At 72.5% G+C, this 17982-nt stretch carries 15 protein-coding genes and 1 pseudogene; 12 read left to right on the top strand and 4 right to left on the bottom strand.

Translation table 11 applies throughout. The features are described 5' to 3' along the window. Nucleotides 1-1012: 1012 nt before the first annotated feature. From KKZ08_RS37385 to KKZ08_RS37360, 6 genes are all read left to right on the top strand, one after another. Nucleotides 1013-1876, top strand: a complete 864-nt coding sequence (locus KKZ08_RS37385; RefSeq protein ID WP_223778664.1) for a 3-hydroxyacyl-CoA dehydrogenase family protein — start codon at nt 1013-1015, stop codon at nt 1874-1876. Continuing rightward, nucleotides 1876-2541 carry a class I SAM-dependent methyltransferase gene (locus KKZ08_RS37380; RefSeq protein WP_223778663.1) on the top strand — a complete coding sequence of 222 codons (666 nt, stop codon included), beginning with the start codon at nt 1876-1878 and terminating at the stop codon, nt 2539-2541. Before KKZ08_RS37385 ends, KKZ08_RS37380 begins: the two co-directional genes overlap by 1 nt. Nucleotides 2542-2555: 14 nt before the next feature. Beyond that, on the top strand, nt 2556-2861 hold the full coding sequence (locus KKZ08_RS37375; RefSeq protein WP_223778662.1) for an acyl carrier protein: 306 nt from the start codon (nt 2556-2558) through the stop codon (nt 2859-2861). After that, entirely contained in the window at nt 2854-3963 is a 1110-nt protein-coding gene (locus KKZ08_RS37370; RefSeq protein ID WP_223778661.1) for an acyl-CoA dehydrogenase family protein, read from the top strand. Before KKZ08_RS37375 ends, KKZ08_RS37370 begins: the two co-directional genes overlap by 8 nt. Further along, entirely contained in the window at nt 3960-4937 is a 978-nt protein-coding gene (locus KKZ08_RS37365) for a 3-oxoacyl-[acyl-carrier-protein] synthase III C-terminal domain-containing protein (RefSeq protein ID WP_223778660.1), read from the top strand. The genes KKZ08_RS37370 and KKZ08_RS37365 overlap by 4 nt, the downstream gene beginning before the upstream one ends. Before the next feature lie 83 nt (nt 4938-5020). After that, nucleotides 5021-6109, top strand: coding sequence for an HAD-IIIC family phosphatase (locus tag KKZ08_RS37360; protein ID WP_223778659.1), 1089 nt, complete (start codon nt 5021-5023; stop codon nt 6107-6109). Nucleotides 6110-6171: 62 nt separating this feature from the next. Here the strand turns inward: KKZ08_RS37360 and KKZ08_RS37355 are convergent, their stop codons facing one another. Together KKZ08_RS37355 and KKZ08_RS37350 are read right to left on the bottom strand one after the other, a co-directional pair. After that, a complete protein-coding gene (locus tag KKZ08_RS37355) occupies nt 6172-7626 on the bottom strand; it encodes an MFS transporter (protein ID WP_223778658.1) in 1455 nt (484 codons plus the stop codon). Further along, entirely contained in the window at nt 7623-8585 is a 963-nt protein-coding gene (locus KKZ08_RS37350) for a nucleoside hydrolase (protein WP_223778657.1), read from the bottom strand. The genes KKZ08_RS37355 and KKZ08_RS37350 overlap by 4 nt, the downstream gene beginning before the upstream one ends. A gap of 273 nt (nt 8586-8858) precedes the next feature. Between KKZ08_RS37350 and KKZ08_RS38815 the strand changes: the two are divergent. Then, nucleotides 8859-9437 (top strand): annotated as a pseudogene (locus KKZ08_RS38815) (LacI family DNA-binding transcriptional regulator); the annotation flags it as partial. Between the two features lie 94 nt (nt 9438-9531). Further along, complete coding sequence (locus KKZ08_RS38810; protein ID WP_263303390.1) at nt 9532-9936, top strand: substrate-binding domain-containing protein; 405 nt, start codon at nt 9532-9534, stop codon at nt 9934-9936. Nucleotides 9937-10559: 623 nt separating this feature from the next. Here the strand turns inward: KKZ08_RS38810 and KKZ08_RS37340 are convergent. Further along, a complete protein-coding gene (locus KKZ08_RS37340) occupies nt 10560-11882 on the bottom strand; it encodes a M64 family metallopeptidase (RefSeq protein ID WP_223778656.1) in 1323 nt (440 codons plus the stop codon). A gap of 177 nt (nt 11883-12059) precedes the next feature. Between KKZ08_RS37340 and KKZ08_RS37335 the strand changes: the two genes are divergently transcribed. From KKZ08_RS37335 to KKZ08_RS37320, 4 genes are all read left to right on the top strand, one after another. Beyond that, nucleotides 12060-13463 (top strand): helix-turn-helix transcriptional regulator, encoded by a 1404-nt coding sequence (locus KKZ08_RS37335; RefSeq protein WP_223778655.1) that lies wholly within the window; start codon nt 12060-12062, stop codon nt 13461-13463. 201 nt (nt 13464-13664) lie between these two features. Beyond that, nucleotides 13665-14891 (top strand): CPBP family glutamic-type intramembrane protease, encoded by a 1227-nt coding sequence (locus KKZ08_RS37330; RefSeq protein ID WP_223778654.1) that lies wholly within the window; start codon nt 13665-13667, stop codon nt 14889-14891. Beyond that, nucleotides 14845-15951: an FAD-binding oxidoreductase gene (locus tag KKZ08_RS37325; RefSeq protein WP_263303389.1), complete on the top strand. Its 1107-nt coding sequence runs from the start codon at nt 14845-14847 to the stop codon at nt 15949-15951. The genes KKZ08_RS37330 and KKZ08_RS37325 overlap by 47 nt, the downstream gene beginning before the upstream one ends. A 63-nt stretch (nt 15952-16014) precedes the next feature. After that, entirely contained in the window at nt 16015-17427 is a 1413-nt protein-coding gene (locus KKZ08_RS37320; protein WP_223778652.1) for a DUF1338 family protein, read from the top strand. Here KKZ08_RS37320 and KKZ08_RS37315 read toward each other — a convergent pair. After that, complete coding sequence (locus tag KKZ08_RS37315; protein WP_276573916.1) at nt 17408-17884, bottom strand: peroxiredoxin; 477 nt, start codon at nt 17882-17884, stop codon at nt 17408-17410. The genes KKZ08_RS37320 and KKZ08_RS37315 overlap by 20 nt on opposite strands. Nucleotides 17885-17982: the final 98 nt, after the last annotated feature.

Genomic DNA, 17982 nt, shown 5'->3' with positions numbered 1-17982 from the left:
AGACCTTCGTCTCATCCGGATGCCTCAAGGCTCGAATTGCGGCCGGCCCACGGCGCCGCACCATGAATTGGCGCAGCCCGAGGTGAACAATTCATCAAATCAAGCTGAAGAGAATCAGCGCAGCGTCACGATCTCCGGCGAACGGTCCGCTTACATGGGTTACATGGGTCGAAGCAATCGGCGGAAAAAGGAAATGCTGCCTCGCGCGACGACTCCGCTTACATCACTCTCAGTAGGCATGCTCAGCGGTCGACCCCCCGTCAGCTTCACCGGTCAACCGGAATCTAACACTTGATATCCAGCAGCGGCAAGCATGTGATCTTTCATCCAACTTCCATTCGTGTCGCACTCGACTACAAAGGCTTTCACCGCCCTGACCACGGAATACGCACCCTTCGAGAGCGCCGGGCACCCCACCGGGCCGGGCGGTCCCGGCGATCAATTTCGGACATGGCCGTCGCGATGGGACGACAACTGGCCAATGGCTCAGACCTGTTGGGGTGCGTACCGTCGGTAGCTCAGCGGGTCCACGGACGGCGTCCGGTTGTGTCCAATTGCGGTACCTTGGGCCGCTTTCGCGAGGTGCGCCGCCCTCCCGCCGTCTCCCACCTCACCCCACCTCCCGCCCGAGCCCCGGGAACCCATTCCCCACTTGCGTCCGACATATTCACGGGAAGCGGAGAACAGGCAGAGAAAGAGAGAAGACGCAGGCCGTTCGGCATTACGGCCGCTCACCCGGGATAGCGCACGAAAGAGATCTGGCGCCACCCCCGAACAATCATGCTACCGTCGTCCGGCGTCGGACCGAAGGGAAGGGCTATGGCCTCGTATTGGTATTGCGGCCCACCGAGCACCTCGTCGACCTAGGCCTGGTCGACCCGATCGGGACCCAGAGATCTGGAATGACGCATTCCATCCTGCTTCCGTATCCACGCACACCGATCGGCAGCCCGCCCCGCTTCCCGAGTGAATGGTTCATCGATGTCAGCCGCCAGGTAAGGGGAGGTACGCGGTGACAGAGGAAGATCCCACCCCGAGGCTGGCCGTTCTCGGCGCCGGCGTCATGGGGGTCAGCATCAGCACGCTCGCCCTCGGGCAGGGCGTCCCGGTGGTCCTCATCGAGACGGACCCGGCGAAGCGGGCGGACGCCGGCGCCAGGATCGAGCGCGAGCTACGCACGGCGCAGCTCATGGGCGTGCGCTCGGACACACCGCCCGCCCAGCTCGTCACCGGCGCCCGCGCGGCCGACTGCGAGGGCGCGGACGTGGTGATCGAGGCGATCACCGAAGAGGCCGGGCTGAAGGTCGCGGCGCTGACGGAGGCCGGTGAGGCGGCCGGCCCCGGCACCGCGCTGGTGACCAACACCTCCTCCATCCCCGTCGACGAGCTCGCCGCGAAGCTCCCGCACCCCGAGCGGCTGCTCGGCGTGCACTTCATGAACCCCTCGTACCTGATCAGGACGGTGGAGGTGATCCGCGGCTCGCGCACCTCGCGGCAGGCCGTGGAGTCGGTCCAGCGGCTCCTGGACGCGCTCGGCCGCCGGGGCGTGTTCGTCGGCGACGGCCCCGGGTTCGTCACCAGCCGCGTACTGCACCGCATGATCAACGACGCGGCCCGCGTCGTCGAGGAGGGACGGGCCACGGCGGAGGACGTCGACACCCTCATGCAGGACTGCCTCGGACACCGCACAGGACCACTGCGCACCGCCGACCTGATCGGCATCGACAATCTCGTGGACTCCCTGTGGGTGCTCCACGAGCGCACCGGTGACGAGGGCTGCCGCCCGTGCGACCTGCTGCTCCAGAAGGTGCGGGACGGCGAGCACGGCCGCAAGAACGGCCGCGGCTTCTACACCTACACGGGGATGGTCTCCTGATGGCCGGTCAGCTCGCGGTCGACCGGCAACTCCTCGACTACGTACGCGAGATGTCGCTGCGCGATGACGACGTGCTGCGCGAACTGCGCGCGGAGACCGCCGGCATGCCGATGCTGCAAGCGATGCTGGTCCTGCCGGAGGAGGCACAGCTCCTCGCTCTCCTGGTCCGGGTGACCGGCGCCCGCCACGTCCTGGAGGTCGGCACCTTCACCGGCTACAGCAGTCTGTGCATGGCGCGGGCCCTGCCGCCCGGCGGCCGGGTCGTCACCTGCGACATCAGCGAACGCTGGACCGGCATCGCCCGGCGCTACTGGGAGCGTGCCGAGGTCGACGGCCGCATCGACCTGCGCCTCGGGGACGCGGCGAAGACCCTCGACGAACTGACCGAGGAGAGCGGAGCGGGCAGCTTCGACCTCGCCTTCGTCGACGCCGACAAGGCCAACTACGTCCGGTACTACGAGCAGTCGCTGGAGCTGGTGCGCCCGGGCGGGCTGCTCGTCCTGGACAACACCCTCTTCTTCGGCAAGGTCGTCGACCCCGCCGCGCAGGACCCGGACACCCTGGCCATCCGCGAACTCAACACCCTGCTGCGTGACGACGACCGCGTGGACATCTCCATGCTCGCCGTCGCCGACGGCCTCACCCTCGTCCACAAGAAGTCCTGAGAGGAAGCACGGAGATGAGCGAGCCCACCACGGCCCGGCCGATGTCGGCGGAGGAAGTCCGGGCCGAGCTGAAGCGGTTCCTGGAAGAGCGCACCAAGACCGACTGGGAGCCGGACACCGACCTGTTCGCCACCGGCGGGGTGTCCTCCCTGTTCGCGATGGAACTGGTCGTCCACGTCGAGAAGACCTTCGGCATCGCCGTCGAGGGCGCCGACCTCAGGATCGACAACTTCCGTACGGTGAACACCATGACCGAGCTGGTGCTCCGGCTCGCCACAGCGGATGCCGGGACGGGCGCAGGGACGTACGCCGGTGAGTGACGAGCTCGCGGCCCTGATCAGCGCGGAGGTCGGCGACCGTGCCGCCGGCTGGGACCTGGCCGGGGCGATCCCGCCGGAGGTGCTCCGCGGGCTCGGCGCCAAGGGGGCCTTGTGCGCCGAGGTCCCCGCGGAGTACGGCGGGCGGGGCCTGACGGGACGCTCCAACGGCGAACTGACCGCGCACGCGGGGGCGTTGTGCAGTTCGCTGCGGAGTGTGATGACCTCGCAGGGCATGGCGGCGTGGACGATCCAGCGGTTCGGTACGCGTGCCCAGCGCGCCGCCGAGCTGGCCCGCCTGACCGGGGGCGGGCTCGCGGCCGTCGCGTTCAGCGAACCGCAGGCCGGCAGCGATCTCTCGGCGATCAGCACCACGATCGTGGACGACGGCGGGGACGGCGAGGGCGTGGTCCTCAACGGGCACAAGGTGTGGTCGACCGCGGCCGCCTACGCCGACGTCCTGGTGGTATTCGGCCGCTATCAGAACGACGCGGCGGCCGTGGTGGTCCCGGTGGACACCCCCGGCGTCACGGTACGACCGATCGACCAGCCGCTCGGCTGTCGTGCGGCGGGCCACGCGGACGTACTCCTGGAGGACGTACGCCTGCCCGCGGCCCGGGTGCTCTCGGGCGCGAGCCAGTCGCTCGGCCTGCTCACCACCATCGCCCTCACCTACGGCCGCCTCTCGGTGGCGTGGGGCTGCGTCGGCATCATCCGCAGCTGCCTGAAGGCCGCCGCCTCGCACGCCCGGACCCGTGAGCAGTTCGGCAAGCCGCTGGCACGGCACCAGCTGATCGCCCGCCACCTCGCCGAGCTGGTGGTAGCCGAGCAGACCGCGACCAGGGTGTGCGAGCACGCGTCGGAGTGCTGGGACAGCCGGTCCGCGGAGCTGTCCGGCGCGTCGGTGCTCGCCAAGCACGTCGCCGCGGGCAACGCGGCGCGCGCCGCCTCCACCGCGGTGCAGGTGCTCGCCTCGGCGGGTTCGGTGGACGGCGAACCGGTGGCCCGTGCCTACCGGGACGCCAAGTTGATGCAGATCATCGAGGGCAGCGAGGAGATCTGCCAGCTGATCCTCGCGGAGCGCGCCTTGGAGGGTGTGGCATGACGAGCGGGACCGGAGCCGTCGGAATCGGCGCGATCCACTGCCTGCTGCCGGACGAGCGGGTGGCCGTAGCGGACCTGCCGGAACTGGCCCGGCTGACGGACGAGGAGCTGAAGTTCGCCGAACAGGCCGGGATCAAGTCGGTCGGCGTCTTCCCCGACACGGAGCCGACCGAACTCGCCGCCCGCGCCTGCCGGGAACTGCTCGCGGCGCGGCCGGGGGTGCCGGACCTGCTGCTGCACATCGGTTCCCGGGCGCCCGACGTGCTGATCGGTTCCGACGCGGGCAAGATCGCGCATCTGGCCGGTCTCACCGGCACCTTCCCCTTCACCGTCGACGGGCTGGGCTGCGCGGGCTCATCGGCCGCCTGGGGCCTGGGCCGGGACCTGCTGCTCGGCGACCCGTCCCGGCGATGCGTCCTGCTCACCTACGGCAGCCGGCCCACGGCAGCCGACCGGGTCCGGCGTCCCGTGACGGTGATCGGAGACGGCGCGTTCGCGATGACGCTCGTACGAGGGGGGCGCCCGGTGCTCAAGGCGCACCGCATGGAGGCCGACAGCTCCTTCCACGACCTGTTCAAGGTGGAGTACAAGCACAGTCCCTGGTCGCAGTGGCGCGAGGTGTGCGCCGACAACGACCGCTACTCCTTCGAGCTGGCCATGCACAGCCGCACCCGGCTCGGCAAGCTCGTCGACCAGGTCCTCGCGGACGCGGGCATCGGCAAGCAGGACGTGGCCGCCACCCTGATGCAGAACGTCACCGCCAGCGCCTTCGAGTTCTACAAGGTCACGCTGGGGCTGCCGATCCACCCGGTCTGCGCCACCCACCTCGCGGAGCTCGGCCACCTCGGTCCGATGGACGTGGTCCTCAACATGGACCGGCTGCTGGCCACCGGCGAGCTGGACCCCGGGCAGCACGTCCTCGTGCTCAGCAACAGCCCGGTGGCCGCCTGGACCGTGACGCTGTGGGAAGTGTGAGCGACGCGACCCCGGGACGCGGGGACTCAGCCTCGGGGCGGGCCCCCGGGGACCGGCGAGGGAGGACAAGGGAGGAACGAGCGGTGACGGAACCGCAGCCGACCGTCAAGTGCCTGGTCTGGGACCTGGACAACACCCTGTGGCGCGGCACGCTCCTGGAGGACGGCGAGGTCGCCCTCCACGAAGGCCTGCGCGAGGTGATCGCCGAGCTCGACTCGCGGGGCATCCTCCAGGCGATCGCCAGCCGCAACGACCACGACCACGCCTGGGCGCAGCTGGAGAAGCTCGGCGTCGCCGAGTACTTCGTGCTGCCGCGGATCAACTGGGGCGCCAAGTCGGCGTCCGTCCGGGCCATCGCCGAGGAGCTGAACTTCGCTCTGTCGACGATCGCCTTCATCGACGACCAGCCCGCCGAGCGCGCGGAGGTCGCCTTCCACCTCCCCGAGGTGCGCTGTTATCCGGCGGAGGAGGCGCTCGCGCTGGTGGGGCTCGCCGAGTTCACGCCGCCCGTGGTCACGGGAGACGCGCGCCGGCGCCGGCAGATGTACCAGGCGGGGGTCCGCCGGGAGGCCGAGCGCACCGAACACGCGGGCAGCGACGAGGAGTTCCTGCGCTCGCTCTCCTTGGAGCTGCGCATCGAGCGCGCCGGCGACGAGGAGATCGCCCGGGTCGAGGAACTGACCCTGCGGACGAGCCAGATGAACGCCACGGGGGTGCACTACTCCGACGAGGCGCTGCGCGCGCTCGTGGCGGACGAGCGGCACGAGGTCCTCGTCGGCTCGCTCACCGACCGCTTCGGTCCACACGGCGCGATCGGCGTGATCCTTCTGGAGCGGCGGCCTCGGTCCTGGCACATCAAGCTGCTCGCCACCTCCTGCCGGGTGGTGTCCTTCGGCGTGGGGGCGGCGCTGCTGCGCTGGCTCTCCGACGAGGCGGCCCGGGCCGGCGTGGCGCTGACGGCCGGGTTCCGGCGCACCGAGCGAAATCGCATGATGGAGGTCGCCTACCGCTTCGCGGGCTTCAGCGAAGACGCCGGAGCGACGGTGGAGGACGGCGTGCAGACCCTGGTCCTCGACCCCGCCCGGCAGGACCCTCCCGCGCACCTGGCGGTCATGGCGCCCCGGCTCTTCGGGGAGTCGCCCGAGCCGGTGCGGTGGATGCCCGCCGGGTGAGGCGACGGGTGCGTGCGGGTCCGCGCCGCGGCTGAGCCGTGGCGCGGGCCCGCACGCACCGGTCACGGGGTGGCTTCCGCCTCCACCGGCTTGGGGATGAGGAAGGACGTCGCGAAGGCCGCCGCGATGAGCGCGACCCCGGCGATCATGCCTGCCGTGTATCCGCCGGGCGAGGTCTTGTCGGCCGGTTCGGCGGCGGTCTGCACGGCGTACAGGACGGCGAAGCTGAGGCCGGCGCCGAGGTTGAAGGCGCCCGCGTTCAGACCGGGCAGGAAGCCCGGGTTCTCCTTCGGGGAGAGCACGATGCCGAGGCCGTTGAGGACGATGTTGCCGACGCCCGCGTAGGTGACGCCGATGAGGATCGACGCCGCCAGGAGCAGCGGCCGCGAGTCGGCGTGCAGCGTGAACAGCATCAGGGCGACCGTCACGGCCGAGCCGATGAGGCCGAGGCGCAGGACGCGTCCGTATCCGTACGTGGCGGCCAGGCGCCCGGCGATCGGGCCCATGGCGAGGCCCGCGAGGGCGTACGGCGTCAGGGTCCACCAGGCGGACTGCTCGGCGCTCATGCCGAAGCCGGCCTGGGCGTCCTGCGCGAAGGCGGGGATCATGCCGTTCATGACGGCGAAGACGCCCGTCATGGTGAGGACGGTGGTGAGCAGCAGCGCCCAGGTGGAGCGCCGACGCAGGTGATGGGTGGCGACCAGGGGGTGGCTGCTGCGGTCCTCGGTGCGCCAGAACAGGGCGAAGGCGACGGCCGAGACGACGAACAGACCCGCGACCAGCGGCCAGTTGGCGGCGCCCAGCTTGCCCGCTTCGTTGAGGGCGATGAGGGCGGCGCCGACCGAGACGACGAGGAAGGTGACACCGGGCCAGTCCATGCGGCTGTCAGCGGTGGCGGCGGCCTTGGACTCGGGGGTGAGGGTGGCGACCAGGACCGCGGCGACGGCGGCCACGCCGGCCATCGACCAGAACACCGACTGGAAGCCGTGGTGGTCGGCGAGGTAGCCGCCCGCCAGGGAGTCGACGCCCGCGATGCCGCCGTTGACGGCGGTGATGACACCGAGGAGGGTGCCGTACTTCTTCGGCTCGTGGACCTCGTGGCGCAGCATGATCAGGCAGAGCGGCACGGTGGGGCCGGAGACGCCCTGGATGACACGGCCCGCGAAGAGCATCGGCACGCTCTCGGCGAGCGCGGCGACGACACAGCCGACGACCATGAGCGCGAGCATCCCGGCGAGGACCTTGCGGCGTCCGACGAGGTCGCCGAGGCGCGGCAGGAAGAGCGAGAAGAGCGCGGCGGAGGTGAAGAAGGCGGTCTGGGTCAGGCCGACCTCGGCGGAGGTCGCCCCTAGGGAGTCCTCGATGTTCTTCAGGGCGGGGCTGAGCATGCTCGCGTTGAGCTGGAAGGCGAAGCAGGCCGCGAGGAGCGCGGTGACCAGCACGCCGATGCGCACCGGGCGGGAGCCACGGGCGCCGCCGGGGGTCTCGGCGGCCGGTTCGGTGAAGGAGGCGTTCATGCGGGGACGTCACCGATCCGGACGTCACCGATGCGCTCGAGCGCGTCCACGACGAGGTCCCAGAAGCGCTGGTGGTCGAGGTCGACGGCGACCTGCGTGTGGCAGTCCTCGGGGGCGGGCGCGCGGAGGTCCGTCACGGTCATGCCGAGGGTGAGGGTGCCGGTCAGCTCGATGTCGACGGGGGCCTTGCGGACCGTCATGACGTCGGGGTCGATGACGTAGGCGACCGCGCAGGGGTCGTGCACCGGCGGGGCCGCGAAGCCCTGGGCCTCCAGGTACATGGCGCCGAAGAAGTCGAGGAGCTCGCCCACGAAGACGGCGGGCTCGGTGCCGACCTTCGCGATGCGCTCGACGACCTCGGGGGTGGCGAGCGCCTGGTGGGTCAGGTCGAGGCCGACCATGGTGACGGGCCAGGGCTCGTTGAAGACGATGTGCGCGGCCTCGGGGTCGATCTTGATGTTGAACTCGGCTACGGGGCTCCAGTTGCCCGTGTGGTAGCCGCCGCCCATCAGGACGACCTCGCGGACGCGCTCGACGATGCGGGGTTCCTTGCGGGCGGCCATGGCGATGTTGGTCAGGCCGGCGGTGGGTACGAGGGTGATCTCGCCGGGCTCGTGGGCCATGACCGTGTCGATGATCAGGTCGACGGCGTGGCGCTCGTCCAGGGCGAGGACCGGCTCGGGCATGACGGGGCCGTCGATGCCGCTCTCGCCGTGGATCTCGGGGGCCGTCTCGATGGTGCGTACGAGGGGGCGGGAGCAGCCTGCGGCGAAGGGGACGCCGGTGATGTTCGCGATGCGGGCCACCGACAGGGCGTTGCGGGTGACCTTCTCCAGGGTCTGGTTGCCCACCACGGTGGTGACGGCGACCAGCTCCACATCCGGGTTGCCGTGCGCCAGGAGCATGGCGATCGCGTCGTCATGTCCCGGGTCGCAGTCCAGGATGATCTTTCGGGGCATCGCGGAACCTCTTTGTTCGGCTGAGCCGCCGCCGGTCCTCGCCGGAGGGCGGGGCGGCGGCTCGGGAAAACGTTCTCCGAAGACTTTGTGCACAGGGGCGAATTATGTCAATGGCCGAAACCACACTCCGGCAAACGCGCCCGGAACGGACACGGTCCGGCAGGCCTCGGATGGACGCCAGACAGGCGTCAACTGCCCCAATCGCACGCGAATCTCACCCGCAATTCGGGGGTCTGGTTGTGACGAACGCCCGCTGATAACGTTTGCCGAAATGTGGCGGCTGGTCGAAGGGACGGGCGCGGCGTGGCCGACGTAACGCTGAGGGACGTGGCCCGGGTCTGCGGCTGCTCCGTCGCCACGGTCTCCCGGGTCCTCGCCGGCACGCGGCCCGTCGGCTCCGAGACCGCCCGCCGGGTCCGCGAGGCCGCCGACGCGCTCGGCTACCGGCCCAACCAGGCGGCCCGGGCGCTGCGCGGCCGCTCCACCGGCACGGTCGGCCTCGTCCTGCCGCAGATCACCAACCCGTTCTACCCCGCGCTCGTGCGGGAGCTGACGCACGCCCTGCACGCCGACGGCCGGGCGGTGCTCCTCGCCGACTGCGACGACGACCCGGTGACCGAGGCGGAGTACGTGGCGGATCTGCTGAGCCGGCAGGTCGACGCGCTCCTGGTGATCCCGGCGCACGAGGAGCGCAGCCGGGCGGCGGTGGCCGCGGCGGCGGCGCGGGTGCCGCTGGTCCTGATGGACCGCGGCTGCGGACCGGGCGTCGCCGACTCCGTCGCGGTCGACAACACCGCGGGCATGGCCCTCGTCCTCGATCACCTGGCGGCCACGGGCCGCCGCCGCGTCTGCTTCCTCGGGGCGGCGGGCACGGCGTCGGCCGCGGCCGAGCGGCGCGGCGCCTACGCGGCCGGGGGGCGCGCTCGACCCCGGCGCCCCGGAGCGGGTGGCTCTCGGCGACTTCTCCGTGGAATGGGGCAGGGCCGCCGTCGACGAGGTGTGGCCCGCCCGCCCAGACGCCCTGGTCTGCGCCAACGACCTCATCGCGATCGGGGCGCTCCAGCGGCTCCAGCAGCTCGGCGTGACGGTGCCGGGCGAGGTCGCCGTCACCGGTTTCGACGACATCCCGATGGCGGCGCTGTCCGCACCGGGCGTCACGACGGTCCGCCAGCCGGTGCCGGAACTGGCCGCCGAGGCGGCCCGCCTCCTGGCCCTGCGCCTGTCCGGCGACAACAGCGGCCCCCAACGGTCGATCCGGCTGGCCCCGGCCCTGGTCGTACGCGAGTCCAGCACCCCGAGCCGCTTGACGCCACCACGCAGGGCCGAGCGGGACGCGGCGCCGGTTACGTAGGGGTGGGGCGGATCGGCCGGGCGGGGCGGCGAGGCGCGGCGGCCGGGCGGGCGCGGCCAGGCGCGGCAGCCGAGCGCGGGCCGCCAGGCACGGACGGCCAAGCGCGGCAACCAAGCACGGACGGCCAAGCGCGGGCCGCCAGGCGCGGCCAGGCGCGGCGGCCGGGCACAGGCCGCCAAGCACGGACGGCCAAGCGCGGCAACCAAGCACAGGCCGCCAAGCACGGACGGCCAAGCGCGGGCCGCCAGGCGCGGCCAGGCGCGGCGGCCGGGCACTCGCCGCCCGGCTGCCGAAGAGCGGCCACGCCGCCGGGCCATCACCGCACCGGGAGGCGTCTCCGACAAGCGACCACTCCCCCGGCCCGCGACCGCACCCCAGGCCGAGTCACCCGACCCCGCACCCACCTCGGCGGCGCGTATCCCGCCAGGTAAGCGTGTCCCTCAGCAACGACCCCGCTCCGGACCACGGACCGCGCGTCCGTACCCGGCCAGTGGCCCGAGCCGAGCGCGAATGCGTCCGACAACCGGTAAGGCGCCCGGGCACTCACCGCCCAGGCGCCCGAAGGGCGACCACCCCCGGCCCGCGACCGCATCCCAGGCCGAGTCACCCCACCCGCGCCTACCTCAGCGCGTAACCCGCCACGTGAGCGTGTCCCTCAGCAACGGCTTCAGCTCCGGGTCACGGACCGCGTCCGTCCCGTCCGTGGCGTGGACCGAGAGCGTGTGCGTACGGCCGTCGGCGGGGACGCCGAGCGCGCGGGGGCTGACCACGGTGTCGCCGCCGGCCCGCCGGATCTCGCGGCCGTCGACGGACCAGCGCAGCCGGATGCCGGCCGCCGCCTCCACGGCCACCTTCGCGTCGCGGCGCACCACGCGGTCCGTGGGCGTGAGGGGGGTGACGACGGACGCGTGGCGGTGGAAGCCTGCGATCATGGCCTCGCGCCCGGGCAGGTTGAACTCTCGGCCGAGCGTACGCATCATCGAGTCGGTCGTGGGCCGGTAGAGCCCGCGCGGGTGGTAGCCGCCGCCCTCGTACGCGCCGACGGTCCCGCCGTCCGGTGACGTCTGCCCGATCCACCGGTACCACTTCTTCTTCTGCGCGGTGAGCCGGTCGGCCGTGAGCTTGCTGGTGTTCGACTCCCACGGCTCGGCGCCGGTGTAGGCGCCGTACTCCTCGTACCAGTACTCGTCGGCCAGCTTGCCCAGCGAGTGGCCCGTCTCGTGGACGACGACCTGGTCGGACTGCGCGTGGTCGGAGGAGGCGGTGGCGATGCCGTCGTAGCCGGACGGCGAGGTGATGTCGTTGTAGCCCGCGCCGCCGTACTTGGTGGAGTTGGCGAGGACGATCACGAGGTCGGGGTCCGCGGCCTTCTTCGCGTACGACTCGACCTTGTTGGTGTCCACGCACAGCAGCCGCTCGATGCCGTCGCAGTAGAAGGCCGAGCCGAGGGCGGTGTCCTTGACGGTGCCGCTGGTCGGATCACCGGAGACGCCGGACTGCCGGGAGACCGCGTCCACGGCCCAGACGTTGAAGAGGCTCTTGTACGACGCGTACGGCTCGACGGCGGAGACCTTCGCCCACTTGGCGCGCACGTCCGCGTGGAAGTCCTCCTGTTGGGAGGCGGTGTAGCCGTCGCCGATGAAGACGACGTCGAGCTTGGAGCCCGTCGGCCCGCTCCGCACGATGGGGACGACGTCGCCGTCCTCCTTGATCGTGGCGCGCTCCTTCGCGGAGAGCGGTTCGGCCACGGGGACCTCGGCGTGCCGGGGGTGGGCGCCGGGGCCGGTGAAGTACTCGACGCGCTGCGCCGGGTCCGGGCCGGCGGCCGTGGCCGTGCCGGCGGGTGCGGTGGCGGCGAACGCCGCGGTGAGGGCGATTCCGGTGGCGAGGGCGGCGCGCAGCGGTGTGCGTCTGGTCCTGCCCGGTATTCGGTGCGTGGGGGGCATGGGCGTCCTTCCGAAGTCCGCGGTATAAATGGCGGGTTAAGCGCGGTTAAGGCGCGGCTCAACGTAGAGGCTCCTGGGGTTCCAGGCAATGGGTGTGCCGTAAGTCGCTTGTGGGGATGGGGTGTTCCTACCGCCCACGCCGGGCGGCCGGTGAGAGCGATGCACGTGGAGGCAACGGTGGCGCAGGACAGTTCCGAGGGCGTACGGCCCGACGACCCGGCCGAGATCGGGCGGCGCGTGCTGCGGCTGCGCGGCGAACGCGGGCTCACGCAACGCCAGTTGGCCGAGCCCGCCTACACACCCGCGTACGTCTCCACGCTCGAATCGGGCAAGGTGCGCCCCTCGGAGACTGCGCTGCGGCACCTGGCGGAACGCCTCGGGGTGAGTTACGAGGAGTTGGCCACGGGCCGCCCCGCCGAGGTCGCCGCCGGACTGCGGCTGCGCCTCACCGACGCCCGGCGCGCCCTCGCCACCGGGGCACCCGAGGACGCGGCCGTGCTGTTCCGCGCACTGCACGAAGAAGCCGTCGCGCACGCGCTCGCCGAGGAGCGGGCGGCCGCGCTGCTCGGGCTCGGCGACTGCCTGCTGGAGTCGGGCGAACTGACCGACGCCCGCGACTGCTTCGCCGCCGCCGAGCGGCTGCTCGCCGACGAGCCGCTGCCGCGCCGGGTCCCGGCCATCCGGGGCCGCGCCACCGCCCACCTGCTCACCGGCGAACTGCGGTACGCCTGTTACCTCCTGGAGAGCACCCTCGACGAGCTCGACGCCGCGGGGCTGCACGACCCGGAGGCGCTGCTGCTCCTCTACACGGCGTCGATCGCGCCGTACATGGACATGGGCGCGCACGCCCGCGCCGCGCACGCCGCCGAGCTGGCCCTCGCGCTCGCCCCGCGCGTCAGCGATCCGGCACTGGTCGCCGGCATGCACCGCGGGGTGGCCCGCACGCTCATCGCCGAGGGACGCATCGCCGAGGCCGACGCGTCGCTCGCCAAGGCCCAGGAGCTCTACCGCCAGCTGCACATCCGTACCGAACTGGCGCACTGCCACTGGATGCGGGGCTATGTGCACGCCCAGGACGGCGACCTGGAGCAGGCCGAGCGCGAGCTGCGCGCGGCCCGCTCCATCCTCGCCTCCAAGCGGGCCGCGCTCTTCACCGAGCAGGTCGAGGTGGAACTCGCGGACGTCCTGCGGCGGCGCGGCAGAGCCGCGGAGGCGCAGGCGCTGCTCCGTCCGCTGCTGACCTCCGCAGACGAGCGGGACGGCGCGGGCGAGGGCACCGGGGTGCTCGGGGCCGGGCGGGGCGCGGTGCACGCGGGCGGCGCGCACCGGCTGCTCGGGCTGATCGCCGAGGAGCGGGGCGACACGGAGGCCGCCGAGGAGCACTACTGCGCGGCGCTGTCCCTGCTCGAACGGTCCAGCGCGGCGGGGGACCTGGCGGACCTCTGCCGTCTGCTGGGGGATCTGCTGCGCCGTACCGGACGGGTGGAGGCGGCCATGGACGCGTACCGCACGGGCCTCGGGCACCGGGCCGCACCGGGCACGACGACGCTGGGCCCGGCGCCCGCCACGCCCCCGATGTGAGGCCGGGCCCGACCGCCACGCCCCCTGTCACACCGCTCCTGCATCGACTGCATCGAAGGATGTACCCGCATTTCATCCACGGCTACGACTCTCTTGATCGCTGCGGCGCCGACCATGGTGAGTACACCATCCGGCGCGACCTGCGACGGCGCGGCGGGTGGCACGCGAGGACGACAGTAGTGAGCCCGAGGTGAGACAGAGATGCGTCCCGAGACCGGCCTTCGCCCCGCACCACCGGCCCCGCTCCTCGGGACGCTGCGGCGCGCCCTGGCCGGCGGGCTCGTCATGGGCGCGGCGCTGGGCGCCGGCACCGAGCTGGGGCCGGTCGTCGCCGACGCCCTCGGGGTGAGTGGGTTCCTGGCGCGGCTGATTCCCGCCGTGTCGGTCAGCGTGCTGGCCGTCCCGCTCGTCGTCCTCGCGCTGCGCCGCCGCGGCGGCTCGCTCAGGGACCTCGGGTTCGGCGGGACGGGCGCGAACCTGCGGGCGCTGCTCATCGGCGCGGGAGTGGTCGTCGCGGCGGCGGCGCTCGTGCTGGGCGCGGGGACGGCCGCCGGGCTGCTCCGCTGGTCACGCCCCGACGTGGGGACGCTCGCCGCGTACGTAGTGGCGAACGGCGTGGTCGCCCTGTTTCTGGAGGCCTTCCCCGAGGAGGCCACCTTGCGCGGTTACGTCTGGACGTCGCTGCGCGAACGGTTCGGCGGCGCGGCGTCGGCACTCGGCACCACGGCCGTGTTCCTGGTCGTGCCGGGCGTCTCGACCGTGGTGGGGGCGGGGACCGCGCGCCTTCTCGGCCGGGAGGCGGGCCCCGTCGGGGCGGCGCCCGGCGGGCAGGATCCGGTCGGCTATCTGCTGCTGCTGACCGTGTTCGGTTTTATGCTGGTGGTGGCCCGCACGGCCGTCCGGCGTGCTCCGTTGTGCGTCTCCATCGGCGCCCATCTGGCGTTCCTCACCGTCAACCGGATCGTGTACGAGGGGGATCGGCGCGGCGCGGGCTGGCACGCGGACGTGTCGTCGCCGGACGTCGAAATCCTTGTGCCCGGCTACCTGTTGGTGGCCGCCGCGGGCTTCGCGGTGTGGCGTCTGGTGGAGCGACTTCGTGGCGCGGCGGCGCGGCGGCACGGCGCCGAACCGTCAGGGGAGAACTTCGGCCATGGTGGCGTCCGGGCGGCCGACCGCCGGGACCGCTCATGGACGGCGGGGTCCGCGGAGGCGCACCATGGCGGGCAGAGCAGTTCGGCGTCGCCCGTCGCACCACGTCAGCTCAGGCCGACGCCTGGAAGGGAGCGGCCCCTTGACCCCCTCAGCGCCCCCACCGCGCCCCCCGAGCACCTTCCGGACCCTCCCTCCCACCGCCGAGGTCGTGATCATCGGCGGCGGGGTGATGGGGACGAGCATCGCCTTCCATCTCGCCGAGGCCGGCGTACGTGACATCGTCGTCGTCGAGCGGGGCGCCCTCGGCGGCGGCAGCTCGGGCAAGCCGATCGGCGGTGTGCGGGCGCAGTTCTCCGACCCCCTCAACATCGAGCTGGGCCGGCGGAGTCTGCGGGCCTTCCGGGACTTCCCGCGCCGCCCCGGCGCCCGCATCGGTCTCGACACCGTCGGCTACCTCTTCCTGCTGACCGACCCGCGACAGGTGGCGGACTTCGAGGACGGCGTGCGGATGCAGAACAAGCTCGGCGTCCCCAGCCGCATGATCGGCCCCGAGGAGGCCCGGGCGCTCTGCCCCTACCTCAGCACCGACGGGCTGCTCGCCGCCGCCCACTCCCCCGCCGACGGCCACGCCCGGCCCGCCCTCGTCGTCCAGGGGTACGCACGCGCCGCCGCCCTCTCCGGAGCCGTCTTCGCCTCGCACACCACGGTCACCGGCATGGACATGGCCGGCGACCGTGTCACCGCCGTGCACACGGACCGCGGGCCGGTCTCCTGTGCCACGGTCGTGTGCGCCGCGGGCGCCTGGTCAGCCGGGATCGGGTCCATGGCGGGCGTCGACCTGCCGGTGCGCCCGCTGAAGCGGCAACTCGCCTTCACGGTCCCGCTGGTGCCCGCCGCGCCCCGCATCCCGTTCACGATCGACTTCGCCTCATCGGCGTACTTCCACAACAGCGACGACGGGCTGCTCCTCGGCCTCGCCGACCCCCGGCAGCCGGAGGGCTTCGACACGACGTGGACGCCGCAGTGGCTCGACCTGTTCCGCGCGGCCGTGCGACGGCGGGCGCCCGCCGTCGCCCGCATGGAGACGTGCCGAGGCTGGGCGGGCCTGTACGAGGTCACGCCGGACCACAACGCGCTGATCGGCCGCTGTACCGCCGTGCCCAACTTCCTGTACGCCACCGGGTTCTCCGGGCACGGCTTCCTCCAGGCCCCCGCTGTGGGCGAGATCGTCCGCGATCTGCACCTGGGGCGACGCCCGTGCGTGGACGTCACCCCGTTCGGCGCGGACCGCTTCCGCACGGGGTACGCGAACCGGCCGGAAGCCCATGTGGTGTGACACTCCCCGCCGGCCGGGACGCGCACTGACCGGAAGCCGAAAGGCCGAGAGGACTACCCGCCGATGACGATCGCCCCGTGGCGGCTGCGCGCCGCCTTCGCCGCGCGGCTCTCCCGGATGTACGGACGTGAAGTCCCCGCCTACACCACGCTCCTGGCTGTCTCCCACGAGGTCAACGAGGACGTCCTGCGGTCCCGGGGAGCCGACGCCGAGCGCCTCGGCTCGATCCGCCGGGTCACCGCCGAGCGGCACGGCGCCATCCGCGTCGGCACTCCCGGGGAACTGCGGCAGGTCGCCCGCGTCTTCGGCGCCCTCGGCATGCGCCCGGTCGGCTTCTACGACCTGCGCGACACCGCCGTCGGCGCGCTGCCCGTCGTATCGACCGCGTTCCGGCCGGTGGCCGAGGAGGAGCTGGCCCGCAATCCGTTCCGGGTCTTCACCTCCATGCTCACGGTCTCGGACCGGCGCTTCTTCGACGCGGACCTGCGCGCACGGCTCACCGCGTTCCTCGCCGGGCGTGAGCTGTTCGCACCGGAACTGCTCGCCCTGGCCGACCGGGCCGAGGCCGAGCGGGAACTGCCCGAGGCCGACGCCGAACGCTTCCTCGACCTGGCCGTGCGGAGCTTCGAACTGTCGGCGGAGCCCATCGACAGGGACTGGTACGCCGCGCTGGAGCGGGTCTCCGCCGTCGCCGCGGACATCGGCGGCGTACGCGCCACGCACCTCAACCACCTGACCCCGCGCGTGCTGGACATCGACGAGCTCTACCGGCGGATGGCCGAGCGCGGCGTCGAGATGATCGACACGATCCAGGGGCCGCCCCGCTGGGAGGGCCCGGACGTCCTGCTGCGCCAGACGTCCTTCCGGGCGATCGCCGAGCCGAGGGCGCTGCGCGCGGCGGACGGCACGGTGACCCACGGCGCGCTGCGGGTGCGCTTCGGCGAGGTCGAGGCCCGCGGCATCGCCCTGACCCGCGAAGGCCGCGCGCTGTACGACCGGATGCTCGCCCTCGTCGACGAGCGGGCCGCGGACCTGCCGCCGGCCGACCGCGGCGACATCGCCCGCGCCGTGTGGGCGGAACATCTGCCGGTGACGGAAGAGGGGCTCGCCGAGCGGGGGCTCGGATTCTTCACCTATCACGTGGCTCAGGGGCGGCCCAGGGACGGCCGCCCGCCCTCGAAGCTCGGAGCGCTCCTGCGGGACGGCTGGGTCGGGGCCGAGCCGATCGTCTACGAGGACTTCCTGCCCCGCTCCGCCGCGGGCATCTTCCGGTCCAACCTGAACGACACCGGGGCCCGGGACAGCGCCCAGGAGGCCGACGCGTACGACGCAGGGCGGCTCTCCGCCGCCATGGACCGAGAGGTGCTCGACCCGTTCGCCCTGTACGAGCGGCAGCGGCGGCTCTCCCTCACCCGGGTCGCCCGTGAGCTGGGGCTCGCGGCCGCCCCGGACGTGCTCAGGCCTGGCTCTCCTTGAGGCGTCGTACGGCGGCCAGGGCGCGGTCGGCGTGCGCGCTCATGCGCAGTTCGCTGCGGACGACTTCGGCGACGGTCCGGCCCTGGTCGATCACGAACGTGACGCGCTTGGTGGGCGCCAGCGAGAAGCCGCGGGTCACGCCGAACCGGTCGCGCACCTGGCCCTCGGTGTCCGAGAGGAGGGGGAGGCCGAGGCTGTGCCGTTCGTTGAACTCCCGCTGGCGTTCGACCGCGTCGGCGCTGATGCCCACCGGCCGCGCGCCGGCCTCGGCGAACTCCGTCGCGAGGTCGCGGAAGTGGCAGGCCTCGGCCGTGCAGCCCGGAGTGAGGGCCGCCGGGTAGAAGAACAGGACGACCGGGCCGTCTTCGAGGAGTTCGGAGAGTGCACGCGGGACGCCGGTCTCGTCCGGCAGCGTGAAGTCCTCGACGGTGTCCCCGACCGCCACGCGCGCCGTCATGTCCGGTCCCTCTTCGACACATTCGACACACTGACTCCTCGACCACGTAGCGGCGAACGACAGCGGAACCCTACCCGCAGGGCGGGCGGGTGACTTTC

It is taken from the genome of Streptomyces sp. 135 (assembly GCF_020026305.1).
Classification (GTDB): Bacteria; Actinomycetota; Actinomycetes; order Streptomycetales; family Streptomycetaceae; genus Streptomyces.
Note: the sequence above shows the minus strand (reverse complement) of the source record. Positions and strands in the feature narration are given on the sequence as shown.

What these genes read in the sequence shown, in the direction of transcription:
- KKZ08_RS37330 (WP_223778654.1), top strand. Translation starts at nt 13,665, where the DNA reads ATGCGTCCCGAGACCGGCCTTCGCCCCGCACCACCGGCCCCGCTCCTC.
- KKZ08_RS37350 (WP_223778657.1), bottom strand. Translation starts at nt 8,585, where the DNA reads ATGCCCCGAAAGATCATCCTGGACTGCGACCCGGGACATGACGACGCG.
- KKZ08_RS37365 (WP_223778660.1), top strand. Translation starts at nt 3,960, where the DNA reads ATGACGAGCGGGACCGGAGCCGTCGGAATCGGCGCGATCCACTGCCTG.
- KKZ08_RS37355 (WP_223778658.1), bottom strand. Translation starts at nt 7,626, where the DNA reads ATGAACGCCTCCTTCACCGAACCGGCCGCCGAGACCCCCGGCGGCGCC.
- KKZ08_RS37320 (WP_223778652.1), top strand. Translation starts at nt 16,015, where the DNA reads ATGACGATCGCCCCGTGGCGGCTGCGCGCCGCCTTCGCCGCGCGGCTC.
- KKZ08_RS37375 (WP_223778662.1), top strand. Translation starts at nt 2,556, where the DNA reads ATGAGCGAGCCCACCACGGCCCGGCCGATGTCGGCGGAGGAAGTCCGG.
- KKZ08_RS37380 (WP_223778663.1), top strand. Translation starts at nt 1,876, where the DNA reads ATGGCCGGTCAGCTCGCGGTCGACCGGCAACTCCTCGACTACGTACGC.
- KKZ08_RS37325 (WP_263303389.1), top strand. Translation starts at nt 14,845, where the DNA reads ATGGGGACGAGCATCGCCTTCCATCTCGCCGAGGCCGGCGTACGTGAC.
- KKZ08_RS37315 (WP_276573916.1), bottom strand. Translation starts at nt 17,884, where the DNA reads ATGACGGCGCGCGTGGCGGTCGGGGACACCGTCGAGGACTTCACGCTG.
- KKZ08_RS37340 (WP_223778656.1), bottom strand. Translation starts at nt 11,882, where the DNA reads ATGCCCCCCACGCACCGAATACCGGGCAGGACCAGACGCACACCGCTG.